This is a genomic window from Bradyrhizobium sp. LMG 9283, from assembly GCF_045571415.1.
Classification (GTDB): Bacteria; Pseudomonadota; Alphaproteobacteria; order Rhizobiales; family Xanthobacteraceae; genus Bradyrhizobium.
Window position 1 is genome coordinate 164,526 of record NZ_CP120691.1, and the last position, 22,323, is coordinate 186,848.

Consider the following 22,323-nt stretch of genomic DNA (forward strand, 5'->3'; position numbering starts at 1 on the left):
CTCCCTATTGTTGGTGGTTAGCCGAGCGCTTGCGCGATCTCAGCGTGGATAGCGTCGGCGACAGCCTTCGGATCGGCGGCTTCCACCACCGGGCGCCCGACAACGAGATAATCCGCGCCCGCGGTAATCGCACGGCCCGGCGTCATGATGCGCTTCTGGTCACCGCTGGCGGCGCCCGCCGGACGAATGCCGGGGGTGACCAGGCTCATCTGGTGGCCGACGATCTTGCGCAACGCACCGACTTCCTCCGGCGAGGACACCAGGCCGTCGACGCCGATCACCTGCGCCTGCTGCGCGCGTGCCTCAACTAATTCCGACACGCTGAGCCGATAGCCAGCCGCATGCAAATCGTCGTCATCGTAGGAAGTCAGCACCGTGACGGCGAGGATCTTCAGGCCGGCACTGCCGCGGCCTTCGACGGCGCCCTTCATGGTCTGCGGATAGGCGTGGACGGTGACGAACGTCGCACCCAGCTTGGCGACGCTCTCCACACCACGCGTCACCGTATTGCCGATGTCGTGCATCTTCAGATCGGCAAAGACCTTTTTGCCCCTGTCGGCGAGCTTTCCGATCAACGGCAGGCCGCCGGCATAAGCGAGCTGGTAGCCGATCTTGTAGAACGAGACGCTGTCGCCGAGTTTCGCGATCATCGCCTCCGCGGCATCAACGCCCGGCAGATCGAGCGCAACGATCAGGCGGTCTTTCGGGGCGATCTCGGCTGGCGTCATGTCACCTCACATCATGCGTTGGGAAACGTCGATCAACTGCGCTACCAGCTCTTTCAACGCGGCGATATCGCCCTCGTGCTTCAGCCTGTCCATATCGTCATAGGCCTGGTCGGCAAAGGCGAGCGTGAGCTGGCTGGCAATCACATTGGCGTGGCAGGAGGAGAGGATCAGCCGCAAGGCCTGGAGCGCGCGGGCGGCACCAAGCCGGCTCTGCGAGGCGCCGGCGAGCGCGAAGACGCGGTTGCGGAACACCTCGCCGCGCGCCTCGTGCAGCTCATGCACGCGGCTGACCCAGTCGATCGCGTTCTTGAGAAGCGGCGGCACCGAGGCGTTGTATTCGGGCGAGACGATCAGGACGCCGTGATGGGCGCCGATCATGCGCTTGAGATTGATGGCGTGCTTGGGCACGCCGGACTTGGCCTGGAGATCGCCGTCGTAGATCGGCAGCGGAAAATCGGCGAGCGAGATGCGGGTGACGTCCACGCCGGCCTGAGCGAATTCATAGGCCGCCAGCGCCGCCAGCTTCACATTGTGGGAGCCGGTGCGCAGCGAGCCGGGAATGATCAGGATCTTGGGAGCTGACATCCAATCCCATGCGTTCGGCGAAACGAGCCCGCCGCGCAAAAGGAAGAGCCGGCGGAATTAGTCCTTGCGATACACCCAGACGCGGGCCGGCGGAAGGTTCATCCAGATCCGTTCCGAAGCCTCTGTGGACACGCCGGGCAGCGATTTCGGGATCGGCGGCACCACCGCATAGGTGAACTGGATGAAGGGGGCGCCGGGCGCGAGCGCTGTGAAGACATCGCGAATGAGCCGCAGCCGCGTTAGCATCGGTTTCGTCACCAGCGGCAGGCCCGAGACGACGGCGCCAGCCGGCGCGCTCAGGGCGTTCCAGAGCGTGTCGCGCAGGCGATAGGCATCGCCCTGCACCACCTTGGCTTGCGGGTAGCGGTCGCGCAGCAGCGCGCAGAATCCGGGATTGTATTCGACGAGCACGAGACGCTTCTGGTCGACACCGCGCTCGATCAGCGCGGAAGTGATCGCGCCGGTACCGGGCCCGAGCTCCACCACCGGTGCATCGGAATCGGGATCGACATAATGAGCCATGGTCCGGGCCAAGAGCTTGCCCGACGGCATCACCGCGCCCATATGCAGCGGCTTCTCGATCCACGACCTGAGAAAGCGCACCTCGTCGTCGAGACGAGGCTTCTTCAACGCACGCGCGGACGATGGCAATGGCATGTCGGGACCGGACGGGACCGCGGGACCGCGGCGTGTCAGAAAATGGTCATAAAGACGTATAGGCCGAAGACGGCACGGTCAAGACGAGTCAATTCGCCCGATTACCGAAGAAGTCCTTGACCTTGGCGAAGAAACCCTCCGATTCCGGCTGGGTGTTGCCGGAGGAAAGCTTGTCGAACTCGGCCAGCAATTCCTGCTGCTTCTTGGTGAGGTTCTGTGGGGTCTCGACTACGACCTGGACATACATGTCACCCATCTGACGCGACCGCAGCACCGGCATGCCCTTTGATGCAATGCGGAATCGGCGGCCGGACTGGGTTCCGGCCGGCACCTTCACCTTGGTCTTGGCCTTGTCGATGGTCGGCACCTCGAATTCGCCACCGAGCGCAGCCGTCACCATCGAGATCGGCACGCGGCAGTGCAGATCGGCGCCATCGCGCTGGAAGAACTGGTGCTGGGCCAGCGACAGGAAGATGTAGAGGTCGCCGGGCGGGCCACCGCGGACCCCGGCCTCGCCCTCGCCGGCGAGCCTGATCCGTGTGCCATCCTCGACGCCTTGCGGAATGTTGACCGACAGCGTGCGCTCGCGCGTGACGCGGCCCTGGCCCGCGCAGGACGGACAGGCGTCCTCGATCATCTGCCCGCGGCCCTGGCAGCCGGGACAGGTGCGCTCGAGCGTGAAGAAGCCCTGCGACTGCCGCACACGGCCGGCGCCGCCGCAGGTCGAGCAGGTCTTCGGCTTGGTACCGGCCTTGGCGCCGATGCCCGAGCAAGCCTCGCAGGTGACCGAGACCGGGATCTCGATCTGCGCAGTCTTGCCGCCAAAGGCTTCCTCGAGCGTGATCTCCATGTTGTAGCGCAGATCGGCGCCCCGCTCGCGGCCGCCGCGGCCGCGCTGTCCGGCCATGCCGAACAGGTCTTCGAAAATGTCGGAGAAAGAGGAGGCGAAGCCCGCGCCGAAACCGGCGCCGCCGCCAAAGCCGCCGCCCTGCTCGAACGCGGCGTGGCCGTAGCGGTCATACGCGGCGCGCTTGTCCTTGTCCTTCAGGACCTCATAGGCCTCGTTGATCTCTTTGAATTTGACTTCGCTGGTCTGGTCCCCGGGATTGCGGTCGGGATGGAATTTCATCGCCAGTTTGCGGAACGACGATTTCAGCTTGGATTCGTCGGCGTCGCGATCGACTTCGAGGGTCTCGTAGTAGCAGCGCTTGGTGGACGTGGACATGTTCAGCTCGGTCTATCCAATCGCGATTCAAGTGGGGGCGAAACAGCTTGCCACGCAGCAATATAAGCGCCCTTCCGCCTCGCGGCAGAGGGCAGCCTGGCAGCGCTGAGAATATCGGCTGGGAATTGATCGATGGTAACGGGCGCCTTGCCCGTTCTGCCCGACACGACGGCCTCCCCCGCGAGGGAGGAGGCCGGTAGCGCGTGTGGGGTGCAAGCCGTCCGCATCGTCACCCTCTCGGGCTTATGCGGACTTCTTGTTGTTCTTGTCGTCGTCGACCTCGGTGAATTCCGCGTCGACGACGTCGTCCTTGGCCGCATCCTTCTTGGCGTCGGCCTCGGCCTGCTGCTTGTACATGGCCTCGCCGAGCTTCATCGAAGCCTGGGCCAGCGTCTGGGTCTTGGCCTTGATCGCCTCGGCATCGTCGCCCTTCAGCGCTTCCTTGAGGTCGCTGACGGCATCCTCGATGGCACGGCGCTCGCTATCGGAAACCTTCGAACCGTGCTCGGCCAGGGCCTTCTCGGTCGAATGCACCAGGCCATCGGCCTCGTTCTTGGCGGTCACGGCCTCGCGGCGCTTCTTGTCCGCCTCGGCATTGGCCTCGGCGTCCTTGACCATCTTCTGGATGTCGGCTTCCGACAGGCCGCCCGAGGCCTGGATGCGGATCTGCTGCTCCTTACCGGTCGCCTTGTCCTTGGCCGAGACGTTGACGATGCCGTTGGCGTCGATGTCGAAGGTCACCTCGATCTGCGGCATGCCGCGCGGAGCCGGCGGAATGCCCATCAGGTCGAACTGGCCGAGCATCTTGTTGTCGGCCGCCATTTCACGCTCGCCCTGGAAGACGCGGATGGTGACGGCATTCTGATTGTCTTCAGCCGTCGAGAACACCTGGCTCTTCTTGGTCGGGATCGTGGTGTTGCGGTCGATGATGCGGGTGAACACGCCGCCCAGCGTCTCGATGCCCAGCGACAGCGGGGTCACGTCGAGCAGCAGCACGTCCTTGACGTCGCCCTGGAGCACGCCGGCCTGGATCGCAGCGCCGATCGCCACGACTTCGTCCGGGTTGACGCCCTTGTGCGGCTCCTTGCCGAACAGCTGCTTCACCACCTCCTGGACCTTCGGCATGCGGGTCATGCCGCCAACCAGCACCACTTCGCCGATCTCACCGGCGGTGACGCCGGCATCCTTCAGCGCCTTGCGACAGGGCTCGATGGTCTTCTGCACGAGGTCATCGACCAGCGCCTCGAACTTGGCGCGGGTGAGCTTCATGGTCAGATGCTTCGGGCCGGTCTGGTCCGCGGTGATGAAGGGTAGGTTGATCTCGGTCTGCGTCGTCGAGGAAAGCTCGATCTTGGCCTTTTCAGCGGCTTCCTTCAGGCGCTGCAAAGCGAGCTTGTCGTTGCGCAGGTTAATGCCCTGCTCCTTCTGGAACTCGTCGGCGAGATAGCCGACCAGGCGCATGTCGAAGTCTTCGCCGCCGAGGAAGGTGTCGCCATTGGTCGACTTCACCTCGAATACGCCGTCACCGATCTCGAGAATGGAGATATCGAAGGTGCCGCCGCCGAGATCGTACACCGCGATGGTGCCGGCCTTGGTCTTGTCGAGGCCATAGGCGAGCGCGGCCGCGGTCGGCTCGTTGATGATGCGCAGCACTTCGAGGCCCGCGATCTTGCCGGCATCCTTAGTCGCCTGGCGCTGGGCGTCATTGAAGTAGGCGGGAACGGTGATGACGGCCTGGTCGACCTTCTGGCCGAGATGGGCTTCTGCGGTCTCCTTCATCTTCTGCAAGATGAACGCCGAGACCTGCGAGGGCGAGTAGGTCTGACCGTCGGCCTCGACCCAGGCGTCGCCGTTGGAGGCCTTCACGATCTTGTACGGGACGAGCTTCTTGTCCTTCTCGACCATCGGGTCGTCGTAGCGGCGGCCGATGAGGCGCTTCACTGCGAAGAAGGTACGCTCGGGATTGGTGACGGCCTGGCGCTTGGCCGGCTGGCCGACGAGGCGCTCACCGTCGTCCGTAAGGGCGACGATCGAAGGCGTCGTGCGCATGCCTTCGGAATTCTCGATGACTTTGGCGTTTTTGCCATCCATCACGGCGACGCACGAGTTCGTGGTGCCGAGGTCGATCCCAATGACCTTTCCCATGGTCCTGATATCCTTCTTTTTGCGGCAGGTTGGCTGGGCCCAGAAGGCACCCGAACCGAACCCCCTAAGATCAAACATCCGCGATATTGCGATGATTGAGGCTCATATAGGAGGGGGGGAGGGGCCCGCAAGGACCGAAGCTACGTTTCTGCCGCGAAAACATTGGGTTTTGGAAGATCATGTCCGGGCTTCACCGCCCATGCGGGTGAGGAATTATTAACAGGTCCGCCCTTCGGCAAGCCCCGCTACCGCAGTCGACCCCGCCCTGTTGCGGCAAGGCCAAACCCGCTAAAAGGCGGACCGGCCGGACAGCCGGCGCAGCTGCTTCGCGCGACAAAGCGCCCGGTGGCCGACCATCGAACGGCCTCAATGTGAACCAATCAGAGTGCCCATGATGCTGATCCGCCCCCTCGCCGCGCTCGCCCTCCTCGCCGCCTCCGCGTTTCCGGCCTTCGCCGCCGACGCCGTTTTCCCACCTGGCTTGCGCCTCGGCATGGTGCCGCTGGTCGGCCTCAGCACGGCGAAAACCTTTCCGGGCTTCGAGAGCGAGGACGGCAGCGTCAAGGTACTGATCACCGAGCTGCCGCCGGCGGCCTATGGTGAGGTCGTGAGCGCATTCAATTCCAATCCCGCCGGCGCCAATGGCGTCAAGCAGGACAAGATCGAGACCCCGGCGGGCCTTGCCTATTTCACCACCGAAAGCGGCAAGGCAGGCGATACCCCGGTGAAGCGCTATTCGATGATCGTGCCCGGTGCCGGCTTCTCCGGCTATGTCGCGGTGCAGATCCCGGAGAATGCGACCAAAATCTACACCGATGAAGCCGTGCGGCAGATGTTTGCGAGCGCCACCACCCGCAGGCAGGTCTCGGCCGAAGAGCAGATCGCGCTGATGCCGTTCAAGATCACCGATCTCGCCGACTTCAAGGACATCCGCACGCTGGCGCCGGGCTCGAGCATCATCCTGGCCGACGGCGATGAGAGCACGGGCTACGAGTCGCGGCCGTTCATGATCCTGGGCCTGATCGGCGCCACCCCGCAGCAGGCCGACGACCGCGCCCGCTTCGCCCAGGAGGCGGCACTCCAGATTCCCGGCGTGCGCGAGTCGCGCATCACCATGTCCGAGCCGATCCGCATCAACGGCCAGCAGGGTTTCGAGACCCGGATCGACGGCGTCAGCGGCAAGGACAAGGTCCCGGTGACCGTGGTGCAGTGGATCCGCTTCTCGACTGGCGGCGCATCATTGCGCATCATCGCCAGCGCCCCGCGCGACAAATGGCAAGCCGCCTTCACCCGCTTCCGCGCGGTGCGCGACGGGATTCAGCCGAAGGGGTAGCTGATCCACGCGCGAGATGCGCTCCCTCCCCGCTTGCGGGGGAGGGTTGGGGAAGGGTGCGTCAGCGACGAAGACTCCCCCAGAGGAGAAAGCCCTCACCCGGCGCTTCGCGCCTCCCGCTGGCGGGAGAGGTTAAGAGCGCCCGCGGCTCAAGCTCGATTACTCATCAAACCCGGCTGCATTTTCGGGCTTCTGTTCGTATACGAACGGAACTAGGCTCCCCTCCGTTGGATCATCCTAAGGGGAGGCGAACGATGCTGGATCGGCGACACCTCTTGGCAATGCTTGGAACGACGGCGCTGGCGACTCTCGCGCCAACCGCGCTGTTCGCGGCCGCATCGATCAAGCCGGACGATGCATCAGCCCTGCTCGTGATCGACGTGCAGAACTGCTTCCTGCCCGGCGGCAGCCTCGCCGTGAAGGAAGGCGAGCAGGTGGTGCCCGTCATCAACAGAATCGCGAAGGCGTTTTCCAACGTGGTGATGACGCAGGACTGGCACACGCCCGGCCACATTTCGTTTGCGTCGGTCCACTCCGGCAAGAAGCCGTTCGAGACCATCGACCTGCCCTATGGCAAGCAGGTGCTGTGGCCCGACCATTGCGTGCAGGGCACCGATGGCGCTTCGCTGTCGAAGGATCTTGCGATCCCGCATGCCGAGCTCATCATCCGCAAGGGTTTTCACAAGGATGTCGACAGCTACTCGGCCTTCCTCGAAGCCGACGGCAAGACCTCGACGGGGCTTGCCGGCTACCTGAAGGGACGCAAGATCAAGCGCGTCTTCGTTGCAGGGCTCGCGACGGATTTCTGCGTCGCCTGGACCGCGCTCGACGCGCGCAAGGCGGGCTTCGAAACTTACGTGGTGGAAGACGCCTGCCGCGGCATCGACACCCAGGGCTCGCTGGCGAAAGCCTGGGCCGACATGGCCAAGGCCGGCGTGAAGCGGATTCAGTCTGCAGATATCGCGGTGAGCGCGTAGGCGCGAAGATCTGCCGGACCCTCATCCTGAGGAGCGCGCTTCTTCGCGCGCGTCTCGACGGATGAAGGCCGAGCTGCAACGGCCGGGCCTGCATGGTTCGAGACGGCGCTGACGCGCCTCCTCACCATAAGGATCGACTTAGTTCGCCGCGCCGCTCGACTCATTGTTGTTCGCTGCCGACGCCGCCTTCGCGCCGCCCTTGGCGACACCGACCAGCGCCGGACGCAGCACGCGCTCGCCGATGGTGTAGCCGGCCTGCACGACCTGCACCACGGTGCCCGACGGCACCGACGCATCGGGCACTTCGAACATCGCCTGCTGGAAGTTCGGGTCGAACTTCTGGCCCTGCGGATCAAACTTCTTCACGCCATGCTTTTCCAGCGCGTTGAGCAGCGAGCGCTCGGTCAGCTCGACGCCCTCGATCAGCGAGATCAGGCCGGGATCGGCCGCGGCACGGGCTTCGGCCGGAACGGCATCGAGCGCGCGCTGGAGATTGTCGGCGATGTCGAGCACGTCGCGGGCGAAGCCGGTGATGCCGTAGAGGCGGGAGTCAGCGACCTCCTTGGTGGTCCGCTTGCGCAGATTCTCCATCTCGGCCAGCGTCCGCAGCATGCGGTCGCGCGCTTCGGCGGCTTCCTTCTGCAACGTCTCGACCGTGCCGGGCTCGGGATCGTCGGGCATGATGTAGGGTTTTGACACCACCGGCTCGCCGGTCGCTGCAGTCGTGTCTTCGGGTTGCCGGTCTTGCTCGGTCATCGGCTCTATTTCTCGAACTCGGTTCCAGGGATTGTTGGCCCGGATATCGTGCCTGAGCCCACGAAAATCAAGCGCCCGTGATCTGCGGAAACGCCGGTCAGCCCCCCAGCAGGCGGCTGACGATGCGGGCGGCATAGTCCACGGTCGGGATCACGCGGGCATAATTCAGCCGCGTCGGGCCAATCACGCCGAGAACGCCGACGATGTGGCCGGCGGCATCCCGATAGGGCGAGATGATGGTGGAGGACCCCGACAACGAAAACAGCTTGTTTTCACTGCCGATGAAGATGCGCACGCCCTCGGCGGTCTCGGCCCGGCCGAGCAGGTCGATCACGCCGCGCTTGGTCTCGAGATCGTCAAACAGCAGGCGCACCCGCTCCAGATCCTCCAGCGCATGCAGATCTTCGAGTAGATTGGCATGGCCGCGAACGATGAGCTGGCGGTCCTCGTGCTCGCCGCCGGACCAGCTGGCGATGCCGGCCGAGATCACCTTTTGCGTGAGCTGATCGAGCTCGGCACGGGCCTCGGCGAGCGCCGTCTCAAGCTCGAGCCGCGCCTCGGCCAGCGTGCGGCCGCGAATGCGCGCGTTGAGGAAATTGCCAGCTTCGGTGAGCGCCGAGGATGGAACTCCAGGCGGCAGCGTCAGCACGCGGTTCTCGACCTGGCCGTCCTCGCCGACCAGGATCACCAGAGCCTTCTCCGGTTCCAAGCGGACGAATTCGATGTGCTTGAGCCGCGCATTGGATTTTGGTGTCAACACGACCGCGGCGGCGCGGGTCAGGCCGGAGAGCCGCATCAGGGCCTGGTCCAGCGCCGCCTCGACCGACTGCGCCTCGCCGACGGAGGAGAGCTGGCTCTGGATCGACTGCCGTTCGGCCTCGTTGAGGTCGCCGACCTGCATCAGGGCATCGACGAAGAAGCGTAAGCCTAGTTCCGTCGGCAGCCGGCCCGCCGAGGTATGCGGGGCATAGATCAGGCCGAGCTGTTCCAGATCGGCCATGACGTTGCGGACCGAAGCCGGCGACAGCGGCATCGCGATCAGGCGCGAGATATTGCGCGAGCCCACCGGCTCACCGGTCGCGAGATAGCTTTCGACAATTTGACGAAAGATGTCGCGGGAACGCTCGTTGAGCTGTGCAAGGCCTGCGCGCGGCGCGATCAGATGGATCGGATCGTGATGGGCCACAGACGGTAACTCCTCTCAGATGCTCATAATTTGTCCATCCAGGGCGGTTCTGACAAGCGGGGCGCTTGCGGCCTCGAAATCGAGGGGTGAAAAAACCTTGCCCCCCACCCCTGCCCCACCTACAAGCACCGCGAACAGCCTTTTCCCGTGAGTTTTGGAGGATTTCCCATGCGGCCAAGCCGCCGTGCGCCCGACGAATTGCGCCCCGTGACGCTGGAGCGTGGCGTGGTCAAATATGCGGAAGGCTCCTGCCTGGTGAAATTCGGCGACACCCATGTGCTGGTCACCGCCACGCTGGAAGACCGCCTGCCGCCGTGGCTGAAGGGCCAGGGCCGCGGCTGGGTCACCGCCGAATACGGCATGCTGCCGCGCGCAACCTCCGAACGCACCCGCCGCGAGGCCTCGGCCGGAAAGCAGAGCGGCCGCACCGTCGAGATCCAGCGCCTGATCGGCCGCTCGCTTCGCACCATCATCAATCTCGAAGCGCTCGGTGAACGCCAGATCACGGTCGATTGCGACGTGCTCCAGGCCGACGGCGGCACGCGCACGGCCTCGATCACCGGCGCCTGGGTCGCGCTCGCCGATTGCGTCAATTGGATGAAGGCGCGCAACATGGTGAAAGCCAACGTGCTGCGCGACAACGTCGCTGCGATCTCCTGCGGCATCTACAACGGTACGCCGGTGCTCGATCTCGACTATGCCGAGGATTCCGAGGCCGAGACCGACGCCAATTTCGTCATGACCGGCGATGGCCGCCTCATCGAGGTCCAGGGCACCGCGGAACGCGAGCCGTTCACGGAAGCCGAGTTCCTGGCGTTGATGGCGCTGGCCCGCAAGGGCGTCGCGCGTCTGGTGGACTTGCAGAAACTGGCTGTGGCGTAGTCAATTAGGCCATGCACCGCCGAATCACGGACAAGCTCGTCATCGCCACCCATAATCCCGGCAAGCTCGCCGAGATGCGGGAGCTGCTTGCGCCGTACGGGATCGAGGCGGTGTCGGCCGGTGAGCTCGGCCTGGACGAACCCGAGGAAACGGGAAACGACTTCCGCAGCAATGCCGCGATCAAGGCGACCGCGGCGGCGAAGGCGACCAAGCTTCCGTCCTTCGCCGACGATTCCGGGATCGTGGTCGACGCACTCGACGGCGCACCGGGCATCTACAGCGCGCGCTGGGCTGGTCCGACCAAGGATTTCAACGCGGCGATGGCGCAGATCGAGCGGCTGTTGCAGGAACGCGGCGCCACCACGCCCGATCGCCGAACAGCGCATTTCGTCTCCGCGCTCTGCGTTGCCTGGCCCGACGGTCATCTCGAACAGGTCGAGGCGCGCGTCGACGGCACGCTGGTGTGGCCACCGCGCGGGAATGCCGGCTTCGGTTACGATCCCATGTTTTTGCCTGACGGACACAGGCGCACCTTTGGCGAGATGACCAGCATCGAGAAACATGGTCTGCCGCCGATTGGGCTCGGCCTGTCGCACCGCGCCCGCGCCTTCGTGAAACTGGCGGAGATCTGCCTTGAGCCGCGCTAAGGAAGCCTTTGGCGTCTACGTGCACTGGCCATTCTGCCTGTCGAAGTGTCCCTATTGTGACTTCAACAGCCATGTCCGCCACGCCGCGATCGACGAGGCGCGCTTCGCCTCCGCCTTCGCGCGTGAGATCGAAACGACCGCACAGCGTGCGCCGGGCCGCGAGGTCACCTCGATTTTCCTGGGCGGCGGCACGCCATCCCTGATGCAGCCTGCAACCGTCGGCGCGGTGCTCGATTCGATCGGCAAGCACTGGGCCGTCGCCGGCGATGTCGAAGTGACGCTGGAAGCGAATCCGACCAGCGTCGAAGCCACGCGCTTTGCCGGCTATCGCAGCGCCGGCGTCAACCGCGTCTCGCTCGGCGTGCAGGCGCTCGATGACGCTTCGCTGAAGGCGCTCGGCCGCATGCACAGCGCGCGGGAGGCGCTCGATGCCGTCGCCATCGCACGCCGCTCGTTCGACCGCTATTCGTTCGACCTGATCTACGCCCGCCCCGATCAGACGCCGGCGATGTGGGCCGACGAGCTGCGGCACGCCATTGATGAAGCGGCTGAGCATCTGTCGCTCTATCAATTGACGATCGAGGAAGGCACGCCGTTCTTTGGCCTGCACCAGGCCGGCAAATTGAAGACGCCGGATGAAGCCGTCGCACGCGCGCTCTACGACGTCACGCAGGAGACCTGTGACAAGCTCGGCCTGCCCGCCTACGAGATCTCCAATCACGCGCGGCGCGGCGCCGAGTGCCGGCACAATCTGGTGTACTGGCGCGGCGAGGAATATGCCGGCATCGGCCCCGGCGCACATGGCCGCCTCGACATCGACGGTATCAGGCACGCTACCGCCACCGAGAAGCGCCCCGAGGCCTGGCTGCTGCGGGTCGAGACCAACGGCGACGGCGTAGTCACCGACGAGCTCCTCAACAGCGAGGAGCGCGCCGACGAATTCCTGCTGATGGGATTGCGTCTCGCCGAAGGCATCGACCCCGAGCGTTACAAGGCCATCTCGGGCCGCCCGCTCGATCCCCGCCGCATCGCGCTTCTCCGCGAGGAAGGCGCCATCACGGTCGATGCGACGGGACGGCTGCGCGTGACCAGCAGCGGATTTCCGGTGCTGGATGCGGTGGTCGCGGATCTCGCAGCGTAAGTCTCAGCCAAATTGGCGGGGCGCTCCCTCGCTCGCTTGCGGGAGAGAGGGTTTGGGGAGAGGGTGTCTCCGCAACGAGACAGTCCCCAAGAGGAAAGAACCCTCACCCAGCGCTACGCGCCGACCTTCCCCTTAAGCGGGAGAGGTGAAGAGCTACGCCCCAAAACTCTTCGGCGAGCCCGCGACCGCAACGCCGCCGCCGGTCGTCACCTTCATCACGGCAAGCCCACGTTCATTCGTGCCGTCGGGGCGGAAGCGGAACAGGCCGTCGATGCCGGCGAAGCCAGAGGGATTCGTGAGCACATCAGAGGAGAAGCGCGTGGTGCCTTGGGTGCGCGCGAGCGCGGCGACGAGGGCGACCGCATCATAGGCGAGCGTGGCGGTTCGCACCGGCTCGCCGCCATATTTGGTGCGGTAGCGGCCCGAGAAGGCGCGAAAGCCGGCCGGGTCGGGCGCGGCGTAGAGACCGCCTTGCAAGTTCGAGCTGGCATAGACGCGCGGATTGTCCCACAGACCGGTGCCGAGCAGCTGGATGTTGCGCAGGTTCGCGCCCGCGGCGGTCATGGCATCTGCCACCGACACGACGGCATCGCCGTCATCGGCAATGAACAGCGCATCCGCGCTGCCGAGCTGCTGCGCCACGGTGCGCGCCGGCGTGGCGCGATCGGCGCCGTATTTCTCGAACGCAACGATGCGCCCGCCACGCCGCGGCACGGCCGCCTTCACCGCGGCCTCGACGACATTGCCATAGGCATTGTCGGGCACCAGCACGGCAACGGAGCGCTTTCCGATGCTGGCGGAATATTCGACGATGCGGTTGACGTCGGACTCCGGCAGGAACGAGAGCAGATAGACGCCGCGTCCGGCGATGCTGGAATCGGTCGAGAACGCGATGACCGAAATGCCGCGCGTGCGCGCGACCTGCGCCACCGCCGGCACCGATTGCGCGAATAGCGGTCCAAGGATGATCTCGGCGCCCTCATCGACCGCCTGCTGCGCGCCGGCTTGCGCGCCTTGCGGGCTGCCATTGTCGTCCTTGATGAGAAGCTGGATGTTCGGGTTCTGGAACTCGGCCAGCGCCATCTCGGCGGCGTTGCGCATGGATTGCGCGGCGAGGCCCGCATTGCCGGCGGCCGAGAGCGGCAAAATCAGTCCGACTTTCACGCCGCCGGTGCCGGCGGTCGTCGCCTGTTGCTGGGGACCTGCCGGCTGGGCCGGCGGTGTGGAGCTCGAGAACGGGTTGGAGAATTGGCTGAGACTTTGCTGCACGCCGGCGCAGGCCGACAGCACGGGCGCACCGAGCAACAGGCCGAGCGCACTCCGGCGGGTCGCCCCGGACGATCGGGACCCCGGAACGGGAGACTTTGAATGACGCGGGCCCACCATGGCAGCTTCTCTTCTGATCGGCCGTCGCCGGCCGGTCATGACATTCCTTCCGCGGCACAAACCCGCGGATTCAGGCATATTGTCGGCAAATAGTTAACCGAAACAAAAGGATAACAACATCTTAACGCAGTCGCCTCCCCGTCCCGGCAGCTGTTCGCCGTCACTCATTCAGCATCAAGGCGGCGTTTCCGTCGTGAATATGGCGCAAGCGCCCTCATTTCCTCTCGACGTGATCCTGGATCGATCACATTCCCGTCCGTTCCTCGCGCCTCACCTCGGCACGATCTTTTTCGACCAGCCGGTTCCCAGCCCTGCGGATCGTGCCTAAGTTGATCTCATTATGCGCGCAAAGCCGGCCCCGATAAATACGCCTGAAGCTCAAGGCGCCGCCGTGCGCGGCTTCTCCATCGATGCCCATCGGCTCGCGGCGCCGAAGGCCGCGCCGGGCCTGTATCTGGTGGCGACACCGATTGGCAATCTCGGCGACATCACCCTTCGGGCGCTGCAGACGCTCGCCGGCGTCGATGTCATCGCCTGCGAGGACACCCGCATCACACGCCGCCTGACCGAACGCTATGCGATTGCGGCGCAGCTCAAGCCCTATCACGAGCACAATGCGGAAGCGGCGCGCCCGAAGATTCTGGAAGTGCTGGCGCAAGGCGGCTCGGTCGCACTGGTGTCGGATGCCGGCACGCCATTGATCTCCGACCCCGGCTTCAAGCTGGTGCGCGAAGTCTGCGCTGCGGGCCATCCGGTGTATGCGCTGCCCGGCCCGTCCTCGGTGCTGGCAGCTCTGTCGGTCGCTGCATTGCCGACCGACCGCTTCTTCTTCGAGGGTTTTTTGCCAGCGAAATCGGCAGCGCGCCGCGCACGTCTGGCCGAGCTTGCACGCATCGACGCGACGCTGGTGATGTTCGAATCGGGCAATCGCATGCAGGCCACATTGACCGATCTCGCCGAGATCATGGGTGAAAGAGAGGCCGCGGTCTGCCGCGAGCTGACCAAGTTGCACGAGGAGGTCAGGCGTGCGCCCCTCGCCGAGTTCGCGCGGCAAGCCGACGCGCCGGAGACGCGCGGCGAATTCGTTCTGGTGATTGGTCCGCCTGCAGCCGACGCCGACGTGCTGGCATCGGATGCGCTCGACGATCTCTTGCGCGAGCAGCTTGCCGCCAACAGCGTGAAGGACGCCGTGGCGCATGCGGTCGCACTGTCGGGTCGGCCGCGCCGCGAGGTCTATGCCCGCGCGCTCGAGCTCGCCAAGGACTTGCGAGGCGGCGATGGCGAAGACTGACCCCTCGGCGGAACCGAAAGTCGCCTCGCCCGAGCGCGTCGCCGCGTTCCGCACCGGCATCTCCGCGGAGAGCCGCGCCGCGGCATACCTCATGGCCAAGGGCTATCGCATCCTTGCCAAACGCTACCGCACCCCGCATGGCGAGATCGACATCGTGGCGCGCCGCCGCAATTTGATCGCTTTCGTCGAGGTCAAGGCGCGGGCGAGCCTGGATGATGCTGCTTTCGCCGTGACGCCGCGCCAGCAGCAGCGCATCATCGATGCGGCGCAAGGCTGGCTCGTAGCGCATCCCGAGCATGCCGAATTCGAATTGCGATTCGACGCCATGCTGATTGCGCCGCGCTCGCTTCCGCGCCATGTGTTGGCGGCATTCGACGCCTCGACCTGAAAGGCAGACCATGAAACTGAACGTCGCCGTCCAGATGGATCCCATCGCCCGCATCAACATCAATGGCGATTCCACCTTTGCGCTGCTGCTGGAGGCGCAGAGGCGCGGCCATGGCCTATCCTACTACACGCCCGACAAGCTCTCGATGGTCGGCGAAGAGCTGATCGCGCCGGTTCAGCTCCTGACCGTGCGCGACGAGCCCGGCAACCACTTCACCTTGGGCGAGCCCAAGCGCGAGGCGCTGAACGGCTTCGACGTGGTGCTGCTGCGCCAGGATCCGCCGTTCGATCTCGCCTACATCACCTCGACGCATTTCCTGGAGCGCATCCATCCGAAGACGCTGGTCGTCAACGATCCCGCCTCCGTGCGCAACGCGCCGGAAAAGCTGTTCGTGATGAATTTTCCGCAGCTGATGCCGCCGACGCTGATCTCGCGCGACCTGGATGAGATCAACGCGTTTCGCGACAAGCACGGCGCCGTCGTCATGAAGCCGCTGCATGGCCATGGCGGCGCGGCGGTGTTCCGCGTGATGCCGCAGGACATGAATTTCGGCTCGCTGTTCGACATGTTCTCGGTCACTTTCAAGGAGCCTTGGGTGATCCAGCAGTTCATCCCCGAGGTGAAGCACGGCGACAAGCGCATCATTCTCGTCAACGGCGAGTTCGCCGGTGCGGTGAACCGCGTGCCGGCCACCGATGACCTGCGCTCCAACATGGTGCGCGGCGGCGCGGCGCAGGAGACCGAGCTCACCCCGCGCGAGCGCGAGATCTGCGCCACCGTCGGCCCGGCGCTGCGCGAGCGCGGCCTTTTGTTCGTCGGCATCGACGTGATCAACGGCAACCTCACCGAGATCAACGTCACCTCGCCCACCGGCATCCGCGCCATCTCGCGGCTCGGCGGCCCTGATGTCGCAGCGAAGATCTGGGACGTGATCGAGCAGAAGCGGAAGAAATAGCTTCGGGCTGCGCAGGCCTCAATTTATCACCGTCATCCTGAGGCGCTCGTCCTGCATAGCAGGACGGGCCTCGAAGGACGACGGATCGCTAGCGCATCGCGGCGCACACTGCGATAGCAGTGCGACTTCGAGCCTCTCCCGTCACTAACCATCCATTCACCATCACGCCCCGGCCCCCTCGCGTACGCCCTTCGCATTACGTGAATCTACGGGGGCGCTGGCCGACCGGATAACGCGACGTTCACCATCTGCCGAAAACCAGCATCGCTGGCCGGCGATCGCGTTCTGCCTCGCAACACCCCTTATACTTTTACTCCCTACTCATCGACGCGGGGGAACACGCCAGGTGCGGTTCGAGTGCCCCGCGTAAGAGTAGAAGCGTATGAATACCGCACGCATCGTCGTTCTCGTCATCGCTCTCGGCGCCGGCGGCGTCGCTGCGTATCTGGCGAGCGGCTATCAGAATGCACCCGCACCTGTCCTGCCGGCCGCCGAGAAGCTGCCGACGGTCGAGGTCCTTGTCGCGAAGAACGACATCCAACTCGGCCAAGCCGTCAAGCCCGAGGACCTGCAATGGCAGGCCTGGCCGGCGGCGACCGCGAGCAGCGCCTTCATCCGCCGCGACAGCAGGCCCGAGGCGCAGACCCAGATCGCCGGCTCGATCGCGCGCGTGCCGTTGATGCAGGGCGAGCCGATCCGTGAGCAGAAGCTGGTCAAGGCCGAAGGCTCCGGCTTCATGGCCGCGATCCTGCCCTCTGGAATGCGCGCCGTCTCCACCGAGATTTCAGCCGAAACCGGGGCCGGCGGCTTCATCCTTCCGAATGACCGCGTCGACATCGTCCTGACCCGCCGCCTGAAGAATCCCGACGGCGGCAACACCAACGGTCCGACCGGCGGCAACGACCTCGTCCTGTCCGAGGTCATTCTCACCAACATCCGCGTGCTCGCGATCGACCAGGCGCCGAAGGAGAAGGACGGCCAGAACGCCGTGATCGGCAAGACCGTCACGCTCGAGCTCCGGCCCGACCAGGTCGCCACGCTCTCGGCCGCACGCCAGGGCGGCACCCTGACGCTCGCGTTGCGCAGCATCGTCGATGCCAACGCAGTCGACGGCACGCCCGAGGACCAGGCGATCAAGCGCCCGGGCGGCGTGAACGTGATCCGTTACGGCGTGCCGGCACGGCAACTGACGTCACAGAGGTGATGGGGACAGCATGAACTACGGGGGTGATCGGACGGGCCTGCGCATTCGGGGGAAGCGCGCGCGCTCGTTCTTGGCGGGGACGATGCTGATGCTGGGGCTGCTCGCGGCCCCCGGCGTCGTCAGCGCTGCGGATGCACCGGTCGGCGACCAGGCGCCGATGCAAGCGTCCGATCTTGGCGTGTCGCCGGTCGCGACGATAGCACCGGCGAGAACGCGTTTTCTCTCGCTTGGCGTGGGCAAATCTGTCGTCATCGACCTGCCGCGCGAGGTCAAGGACGTGCTGGTGGCCGACCCCAAGATCGCCAATGCGGTGATCCGCTCGGCCCAGCGCGCCTATATCATCGGCGGTCAGGTCGGCCAGACCAACGTCGTGTTCTTCGCCGCCGACGGCCAGCAGGTCGCCTCCTACGACATCGCGGTGAAGCGCGACCTCAACGGCATGCGCGCCGCCCTGCGCCAGTCGCTGCCCGGCGTGCAGATCGAAGGCGTCGGCGACAGCGTGATGCTGACGGGCTCGGTGTCGAGCCCGGTCGAAGCCCAGCAGGCCGGCGATGTCGCCGCAAAGCTCGTCGGCGGCTCGGACAAGGTGGTCAACAACATCGTCGTGCGCGGCCGCGACCAGGTCATGCTCAAGGTCGTCGTCGGCGAAGTGCGCCGCGACATCGTCAAGCAGCTCGGCGTCGATCTCAGCGCCAGCCTGAACGCCGGCACCGCGGTCGTGAATTTCAACAACTCCAACCCGTTCTCGGTCTCCGGCGGCCCGCTCGTCACCAGCAACGGGCTCGGTGTCACCGGACTCGCAAAAGGCGTGGCCACGGTCAACGCCACGATGCGCGCGATGGAAAGCGCTGGCGTGATGCGGACGCTGGCCGAACCGAGCCTAACGGCGATCTCCGGCGAGTCCGCCACTTTCATCGCCGGCGGCGAATTCCCGATCCCTGCGGGCTATTCCTGCGATCCGGTCACCCACGTCTGTACCACCCAGATCACCTACAAGAAGTTCGGCATCTCCCTGAACTTCACGCCGGTCGTGCTCAGCGAGGGACGTATCAGCCTGCGCGTGATGACCGAAGTCTCGGAGCTGTCGAATCAGAACGCCATCTCCGTGACGCAGGCGGTGTCCGCGGGCCAGACCAGTTCGATCACCATCCCGTCGATCCAGACCCGCCGCGCCGAGACCACGCTGGAAATTCCCTCGGGCGGCTCGATGGCAATGGCCGGCCTGATCCAGCAGCAGACCAAGCAGGCGATCAACGGCCTGCCCGGTGTCGACCAGGTGCCGATCATCGGCGCGCTGTTCCGCAGCCAGGATTTCGTCAACAACGAGACCGAGCTGATGGTGATCGTGACGCCCTATGTGGTGCGCGCGGTCGCCCAGAAGGAATTGTCGCGGCCGGACGACGGCTTCGCGCCGGCCTCGGACGCGCAGACGGCTCTGCTCGGCCGCATGAACCGGCTTTACGGCATCGCGCGGCGCGTCGACCCGGTCAACGGCACGCCCGGCGATTTCGGCTTCATCATCGACTGAGGCGACCGCACGGCTTGGGGAACGGGGCAAGAGGGGATCAAGCGATGACGAACAGGACAGCCGATCGACGTCGCGGCTTAAGTATCGCGCTGGCGCTGACGGGGCTCTCCGTCATGCTCGGCGCCTGCAACACCACCGGCGACATCGTCACCCAGACGGTGCCGACCGATTATCGCCAGCGCCACCCGATCGCGGTGCAGGAAGGCAAGAAGTCGATCGTGATCTTCGTCGGCAAGGCGCGCGGCGGCCTCTCGGACGCGCAGCAATCCGACGTCGCGGGCATCGCGCGGGACTGGGTGCGCGAAGGCACCGGCTCCGTCGTCGTCGACGTGCCTGTCGACACCGCCAATTCGCGCGCGGCTGCTGCGACCTATCAGGAGATCCGCTCCGTGCTCACGTCCGGCGGCGTGCCGTCGCGTGCCATCGTCCAGCATCCCTATCGTCCTGAGGATCCCGGGCTGCTGCCGACCATCCGCCTGAGTTATTCGAAGATCGCGGCCATCGCCGGGCCGTGCGGGCTGTGGCCGGAAGACGTCGGCCCCTCTATCCTCGACCCCGGCTATAACGAGAACCGGCCCTATTTCAATCTGGGCTGCGCCAGCCAGCGCAATCTCGCGGCGATGATCGACAACCCGGCCGACCTCGAGCAGCCGCGTGCCGAGACGCCCGCCTATACCGCCCGGCGCGACATCGCCTTCGACCGTTACCGCAAGGGCACGCCGATCGCGACGCCCTCCCCCGATTCCGACAAGGCCAAACTCAGCGATACCGGCAAATGACACGGCTTCACGACGAAGACGCGGACGCAGACGATCCGCTGCACCCCGACGAACATATCGCGCCGGTTCCTCGCATTTCGGTGCAAGCCTTTTGCGAGACCGAGCAGACGCTCCAGGCGGTGACCGCGGCGGGCCAGGATCGCCGGCTCGCCAAGGCCCACCTCACCGCCAAGGACGGTGGCCTCGCCGCAGCGATCGAAGCCTATGAATCGAGGCCGACACCGAACGTGATCGTCATCGAGTCCGATGGCACGCGCGACATCCTGGAGGGGCTCGACGACCTCGCCGGCGTCTGCGATCCCGGCACCCGCGTGGTCGTGATCGGCAGCCCCAATGACACCGCGCCCTATCGGGAGCTGGTGCGCCGCGGCGTCAACGACTATGTGGTCGGACCGGTCGAAACCCTCGACGTGGTCCGCTCGATCTGCAGCCTGTTCTCGGCGTCCGAGGCCATCATCACCGGCCGCGTCATCGCGGTGGTCGGCGCCAAGGGCGGCGTCGGCGCGTCCACCGTCGCACATAATCTGGCCTGGACCATCGCGCGAGACCTTGCGCTCGATTCCGTCGTGATCGATCTCGACCTCGCCTTCGGCACGGCGGGCCTCGACTACAACCAGGACCCGGTGCAGGGCATCGCCAATGCGGTGCTGTCGCAGGACCGGCCGGACACGGCGCTGATGGAGCGCCTGCTCGCCAAATGCACCGATCGCCTCAGTCTGCTGGCGGCGCCCGCCACGCTCGACCGCGTCTACGATTTCGGTGCCGAAGCCTTTGACGCGGTGTTCGACACGCTGCGCATGACCACGCCCTGCATCGTGCTCGACGTTCCCCATCAATGGTCGGGCTGGACGCGACGCGCGCTGGTGAACGCCGACGATATCGTCATCGTGGCCGAGCCCGATCTCGCCAACTTGCGCAACACCAAGAACATGCTGAGCGTGCTGAAGACAGCGCGGCCGAACGACCGGCCGCCGCTGTACTGCCTCAACCAGGTCGGCATGCACAAGCGCGCAGAGATCGAGGTCAAGGCCTTCGCCAAGACCATGGAGAGCCAGCCGATCGCGGTGATCCCGTTCGATTCGAAATTGTTCTCGACCGCGGCCAACAACGGTCAGATGATCGCGGAGGTCTCCAAGACCCACCGCACCACCCTCCTGTTCCAGAACATGGCGAACCGCCTCGCCGGCCGCGGCGAGGTGAAAAAGCCGAAGCGCTCGCTGCTCGAGCCGCTCTTGAAGAAGCTGAAGGGCAGGTCAGGGCGCGGCTCGGCCCCGCATCGCAAGGCTTCGTAGGATAGCGGTGCTCGCTTCGTCGGGCCGCAGGAAAGTGCGGGCTATCTGTCCGCCCGTTGCTGCTTCTTCGCCAGCAGCTGCCGCAGCGCGGTGACTTTGGCCGCCGCCTGGTCGGGCGGCAGATCGGCCCTTACGATGGATTCGGCTTCGGCCTGCTTTCCTTCCAGCCCCAGCACGAGCGCGAGATTGGCGCGTACGCGGGGATCTCCGGGATTGCGCTCATGCGCGCGCCGCATCGTTTCCTCGGCCCGCGGCAGATTGTTCTGGAGCATGTAGGACAGGCCGAGATTGGACAGCACCTGCGGCTCGTCGGGCACGATCTTCAAGGCGCTCGCGTAATATTGCTGCGCCTCCTCATTGCGGCCGAGCTGATCCAGCGCCGCGCCCTGCGCCGACAGGATGCGCCAATCTGGATCTTCCGGTGTATGGGCGCGGCTCAGGACATCGAAGGCCTGCTGGAAATTGCCGTTGTCGGCGAGCGCGCGGCCATAGCCGGCGAGCAGCGCCTTGTTGCTGGGATGGCCGAGCACGGCCTGCTCCAGCACCGCGACCGCCTGCGCGCGCTGGCCGGTCTCGCGCAGCGCCTTGCCGTAGGCGAGTGCAACGGAGGGATCGCTTGGCTTGGCGCGATAGCGCTCGCGCAACGCGTCCATGTCGGGCTTGGCGTCGGCCGTGACCGGGGCTTCAGATTTGACGCCGAGCGCGCCGGTCACATCCTCGATGCCATTGGTCTGGCAGCCGCCGAGGACCAGCACCATGAACGCGGGAAGCAGGAATTTCGCCGGAGGCAGGGCGGGGGACGGACGCTTGGACATACTCTGATCACTCGGCGACTGATCAGGGATGCTGACCGATTAACGCTAAAGTCCCGTTAAGGAGGCGCCCCGCAGCAGCCTAATCGACGAATTCGGCGCCGAACTCGCAGCCGATGCGCCAGCGCAGGCGGCATTGGCGGGAATAGTCGGGCGCAAAGATGATGGTGAATTGCGGTGGCACTTCCAAAAATTCCGCCACCACTTTCACGCCGCCATCCGAAATATCCGTGATCGTGCAATCCCGCGGCAGCGAGCCCGCGCCAAAATGGATCTTGGCGAGACGGCTGCACACCCGACGTTCGCTTCTCCGGCGATTTGCAAGCATTTACTTTTCACCCGTTAGACCACGGTCCATCCCGCAGGCCCAGGAGTAGCGGACATTCGTTGGGATGTGCTGAGGAGAGCGACTTGCATTCGAGACGT

The 22,323-nt window shown here is 65.4% G+C and carries 22 protein-coding genes; 12 read left to right on the forward strand and 10 right to left on the reverse strand.

Features of this window, described 5'->3' with window-relative positions; genetic code table 11:
- Positions 1 to 17: 17 nt before the first annotated feature.
- The 5 genes from pyrF to dnaK form a co-directional block, all read right to left on the reverse strand.
- Entirely contained in the window at positions 18 to 728 is a 711-nt protein-coding gene (gene pyrF, locus P6U29_RS00745) for an orotidine-5'-phosphate decarboxylase (RefSeq protein ID WP_407115878.1), read from the reverse strand.
- 6 nt (positions 729 to 734) lie between these two features.
- Complete coding sequence (locus tag P6U29_RS00750) at positions 735 to 1,313, reverse strand: NADPH-dependent FMN reductase (RefSeq protein ID WP_407115879.1); 579 nt, start codon at positions 1,311 to 1,313, stop codon at positions 735 to 737.
- Between the two features lie 57 nt (positions 1,314 to 1,370).
- The gene (locus tag P6U29_RS00755; RefSeq protein ID WP_407115880.1) at positions 1,371 to 1,970 is read right to left on the reverse strand and encodes a class I SAM-dependent methyltransferase; all 600 of its coding nucleotides are present in this window, start codon (positions 1,968 to 1,970) and stop codon (positions 1,371 to 1,373) included.
- 88 nt (positions 1,971 to 2,058) lie between these two features.
- Entirely contained in the window at positions 2,059 to 3,195 is a 1,137-nt protein-coding gene (gene dnaJ / locus P6U29_RS00760) for a molecular chaperone DnaJ (protein ID WP_407115881.1), read from the reverse strand.
- Between the two features lie 243 nt (positions 3,196 to 3,438).
- Entirely contained in the window at positions 3,439 to 5,340 is a 1,902-nt protein-coding gene (dnaK, locus tag P6U29_RS00765) for a molecular chaperone DnaK (RefSeq protein ID WP_407115882.1), read from the reverse strand.
- 391 nt (positions 5,341 to 5,731) lie between these two features.
- On the opposite strand from dnaK, the gene P6U29_RS00770 reads away from it, so the two are divergent.
- Both P6U29_RS00770 and pncA read left to right on the forward strand, forming a co-directional pair.
- Positions 5,732 to 6,673, forward strand: coding sequence for a hypothetical protein (locus P6U29_RS00770; protein ID WP_407115883.1), 942 nt, complete (start codon positions 5,732 to 5,734; stop codon positions 6,671 to 6,673).
- A gap of 254 nt (positions 6,674 to 6,927) precedes the next feature.
- Entirely contained in the window at positions 6,928 to 7,650 is a 723-nt protein-coding gene (gene pncA, locus P6U29_RS00775) for a bifunctional nicotinamidase/pyrazinamidase (protein WP_407115884.1), read from the forward strand.
- A 138-nt stretch (positions 7,651 to 7,788) separates the two neighbouring features.
- Here pncA and grpE read toward each other — a convergent pair whose 3' ends face one another.
- Together grpE and hrcA are read right to left on the reverse strand one after the other, a co-directional pair.
- On the reverse strand, positions 7,789 to 8,406 hold the full coding sequence (grpE, locus tag P6U29_RS00780; RefSeq protein ID WP_407115885.1) for a nucleotide exchange factor GrpE: 618 nt from the start codon (positions 8,404 to 8,406) through the stop codon (positions 7,789 to 7,791).
- Between the two features lie 97 nt (positions 8,407 to 8,503).
- Positions 8,504 to 9,592, reverse strand: coding sequence for a heat-inducible transcriptional repressor HrcA (gene hrcA / locus P6U29_RS00785; RefSeq protein ID WP_407115886.1), 1,089 nt, complete (start codon positions 9,590 to 9,592; stop codon positions 8,504 to 8,506).
- A gap of 168 nt (positions 9,593 to 9,760) precedes the next feature.
- Here hrcA and rph point away from each other — a divergent pair, with 168 nt between their 5' ends.
- From rph to hemW, 3 genes are read left to right on the forward strand one after another with little or no spacing between them, the layout of a single operon-like run.
- A complete protein-coding gene (gene rph, locus P6U29_RS00790; protein ID WP_407115887.1) occupies positions 9,761 to 10,474 on the forward strand; it encodes a ribonuclease PH in 714 nt (237 codons plus the stop codon).
- Positions 10,475 to 10,485: 11 nt separating this feature from the next.
- The gene (rdgB, locus tag P6U29_RS00795) at positions 10,486 to 11,121 is read left to right on the forward strand and encodes an RdgB/HAM1 family non-canonical purine NTP pyrophosphatase (RefSeq protein ID WP_407115888.1); all 636 of its coding nucleotides are present in this window, start codon (positions 10,486 to 10,488) and stop codon (positions 11,119 to 11,121) included.
- Positions 11,108 to 12,262: a radical SAM family heme chaperone HemW gene (gene hemW, locus P6U29_RS00800; protein ID WP_407115889.1), complete on the forward strand. Its 1,155-nt coding sequence runs from the start codon at positions 11,108 to 11,110 to the stop codon at positions 12,260 to 12,262. Before rdgB ends, hemW begins: the two co-directional genes overlap by 14 nt.
- A gap of 153 nt (positions 12,263 to 12,415) precedes the next feature.
- Here the strand turns inward: hemW and P6U29_RS00805 are convergent, their stop codons facing one another.
- The gene (locus P6U29_RS00805; protein ID WP_407115890.1) at positions 12,416 to 13,648 is read right to left on the reverse strand and encodes a penicillin-binding protein activator; all 1,233 of its coding nucleotides are present in this window, start codon (positions 13,646 to 13,648) and stop codon (positions 12,416 to 12,418) included.
- Positions 13,649 to 13,988: 340 nt separating this feature from the next.
- On the opposite strand from P6U29_RS00805, the gene rsmI reads away from it, so the two are divergent.
- The 7 genes from rsmI to P6U29_RS00840 all read left to right on the forward strand — a co-directional run bounded on the left by rsmI (position 13,989) and on the right by P6U29_RS00840 (position 21,085).
- Positions 13,989 to 14,939 (forward strand): 16S rRNA (cytidine(1402)-2'-O)-methyltransferase, encoded by a 951-nt coding sequence (rsmI, locus tag P6U29_RS00810; RefSeq protein WP_407115891.1) that lies wholly within the window; start codon positions 13,989 to 13,991, stop codon positions 14,937 to 14,939.
- The gene (locus P6U29_RS00815; protein ID WP_407115892.1) at positions 14,926 to 15,327 is read left to right on the forward strand and encodes a YraN family protein; all 402 of its coding nucleotides are present in this window, start codon (positions 14,926 to 14,928) and stop codon (positions 15,325 to 15,327) included. Before rsmI ends, P6U29_RS00815 begins: the two co-directional genes overlap by 14 nt.
- Positions 15,328 to 15,337: 10 nt before the next feature.
- A complete protein-coding gene (gshB, locus tag P6U29_RS00820; protein ID WP_407115893.1) occupies positions 15,338 to 16,282 on the forward strand; it encodes a glutathione synthase in 945 nt (314 codons plus the stop codon).
- A gap of 382 nt (positions 16,283 to 16,664) precedes the next feature.
- Positions 16,665 to 17,486, forward strand: a complete 822-nt coding sequence (cpaB, locus tag P6U29_RS00825; protein WP_407115894.1) for a Flp pilus assembly protein CpaB — start codon at positions 16,665 to 16,667, stop codon at positions 17,484 to 17,486.
- 10 nt (positions 17,487 to 17,496) lie between these two features.
- Positions 17,497 to 19,014 (forward strand): type II and III secretion system protein family protein, encoded by a 1,518-nt coding sequence (locus P6U29_RS00830; RefSeq protein ID WP_407115895.1) that lies wholly within the window; start codon positions 17,497 to 17,499, stop codon positions 19,012 to 19,014.
- A 44-nt stretch (positions 19,015 to 19,058) separates the two neighbouring features.
- The gene (locus P6U29_RS00835) at positions 19,059 to 19,793 is read left to right on the forward strand and encodes a CpaD family pilus assembly protein (RefSeq protein WP_407115896.1); all 735 of its coding nucleotides are present in this window, start codon (positions 19,059 to 19,061) and stop codon (positions 19,791 to 19,793) included.
- Entirely contained in the window at positions 19,790 to 21,085 is a 1,296-nt protein-coding gene (locus P6U29_RS00840) for a CpaE family protein (RefSeq protein ID WP_407115897.1), read from the forward strand. The genes P6U29_RS00835 and P6U29_RS00840 overlap by 4 nt, the downstream gene beginning before the upstream one ends.
- A 41-nt stretch (positions 21,086 to 21,126) precedes the next feature.
- On the opposite strand, the gene P6U29_RS00845 is transcribed toward P6U29_RS00840, so the two are convergent.
- Positions 21,127 to 21,900: a tetratricopeptide repeat protein gene (locus tag P6U29_RS00845; protein WP_407115898.1), complete on the reverse strand. Its 774-nt coding sequence runs from the start codon at positions 21,898 to 21,900 to the stop codon at positions 21,127 to 21,129.
- A 79-nt stretch (positions 21,901 to 21,979) separates the two neighbouring features.
- Positions 21,980 to 22,225 (reverse strand): PilZ domain-containing protein, encoded by a 246-nt coding sequence (locus P6U29_RS00850; RefSeq protein WP_018644993.1) that lies wholly within the window; start codon positions 22,223 to 22,225, stop codon positions 21,980 to 21,982.
- Positions 22,226 to 22,323: the final 98 nt, after the last annotated feature.

What these genes read in the sequence shown, in the direction of transcription:
- grpE (WP_407115885.1), bottom strand. Translation starts at nt 8,406, where the DNA reads ATGACCGAGCAAGACCGGCAACCCGAAGACACGACTGCAGCGACCGGC.
- dnaK (WP_407115882.1), bottom strand. Translation starts at nt 5,340, where the DNA reads ATGGGAAAGGTCATTGGGATCGACCTCGGCACCACGAACTCGTGCGTC.
- rph (WP_407115887.1), top strand. Translation starts at nt 9,761, where the DNA reads ATGCGGCCAAGCCGCCGTGCGCCCGACGAATTGCGCCCCGTGACGCTG.
- rsmI (WP_407115891.1), top strand. Translation starts at nt 13,989, where the DNA reads ATGCGCGCAAAGCCGGCCCCGATAAATACGCCTGAAGCTCAAGGCGCC.
- P6U29_RS00830 (WP_407115895.1), top strand. Translation starts at nt 17,497, where the DNA reads ATGAACTACGGGGGTGATCGGACGGGCCTGCGCATTCGGGGGAAGCGC.
- P6U29_RS00755 (WP_407115880.1), bottom strand. Translation starts at nt 1,970, where the DNA reads ATGCCATTGCCATCGTCCGCGCGTGCGTTGAAGAAGCCTCGTCTCGAC.
- dnaJ (WP_407115881.1), bottom strand. Translation starts at nt 3,195, where the DNA reads ATGTCCACGTCCACCAAGCGCTGCTACTACGAGACCCTCGAAGTCGAT.
- P6U29_RS00815 (WP_407115892.1), top strand. Translation starts at nt 14,926, where the DNA reads ATGGCGAAGACTGACCCCTCGGCGGAACCGAAAGTCGCCTCGCCCGAG.
- P6U29_RS00840 (WP_407115897.1), top strand. Translation starts at nt 19,790, where the DNA reads ATGACACGGCTTCACGACGAAGACGCGGACGCAGACGATCCGCTGCAC.
- pncA (WP_407115884.1), top strand. Translation starts at nt 6,928, where the DNA reads ATGCTGGATCGGCGACACCTCTTGGCAATGCTTGGAACGACGGCGCTG.
- P6U29_RS00845 (WP_407115898.1), bottom strand. Translation starts at nt 21,900, where the DNA reads ATGTCCAAGCGTCCGTCCCCCGCCCTGCCTCCGGCGAAATTCCTGCTT.
- rdgB (WP_407115888.1), top strand. Translation starts at nt 10,486, where the DNA reads ATGCACCGCCGAATCACGGACAAGCTCGTCATCGCCACCCATAATCCC.
- cpaB (WP_407115894.1), top strand. Translation starts at nt 16,665, where the DNA reads ATGAATACCGCACGCATCGTCGTTCTCGTCATCGCTCTCGGCGCCGGC.
- gshB (WP_407115893.1), top strand. Translation starts at nt 15,338, where the DNA reads ATGAAACTGAACGTCGCCGTCCAGATGGATCCCATCGCCCGCATCAAC.
- pyrF (WP_407115878.1), bottom strand. Translation starts at nt 728, where the DNA reads ATGACGCCAGCCGAGATCGCCCCGAAAGACCGCCTGATCGTTGCGCTC.
- P6U29_RS00750 (WP_407115879.1), bottom strand. Translation starts at nt 1,313, where the DNA reads ATGTCAGCTCCCAAGATCCTGATCATTCCCGGCTCGCTGCGCACCGGC.
- P6U29_RS00835 (WP_407115896.1), top strand. Translation starts at nt 19,059, where the DNA reads ATGACGAACAGGACAGCCGATCGACGTCGCGGCTTAAGTATCGCGCTG.
- P6U29_RS00850 (WP_018644993.1), bottom strand. Translation starts at nt 22,225, where the DNA reads ATGCTTGCAAATCGCCGGAGAAGCGAACGTCGGGTGTGCAGCCGTCTC.
- P6U29_RS00770 (WP_407115883.1), top strand. Translation starts at nt 5,732, where the DNA reads ATGATGCTGATCCGCCCCCTCGCCGCGCTCGCCCTCCTCGCCGCCTCC.
- P6U29_RS00805 (WP_407115890.1), bottom strand. Translation starts at nt 13,648, where the DNA reads ATGGTGGGCCCGCGTCATTCAAAGTCTCCCGTTCCGGGGTCCCGATCG.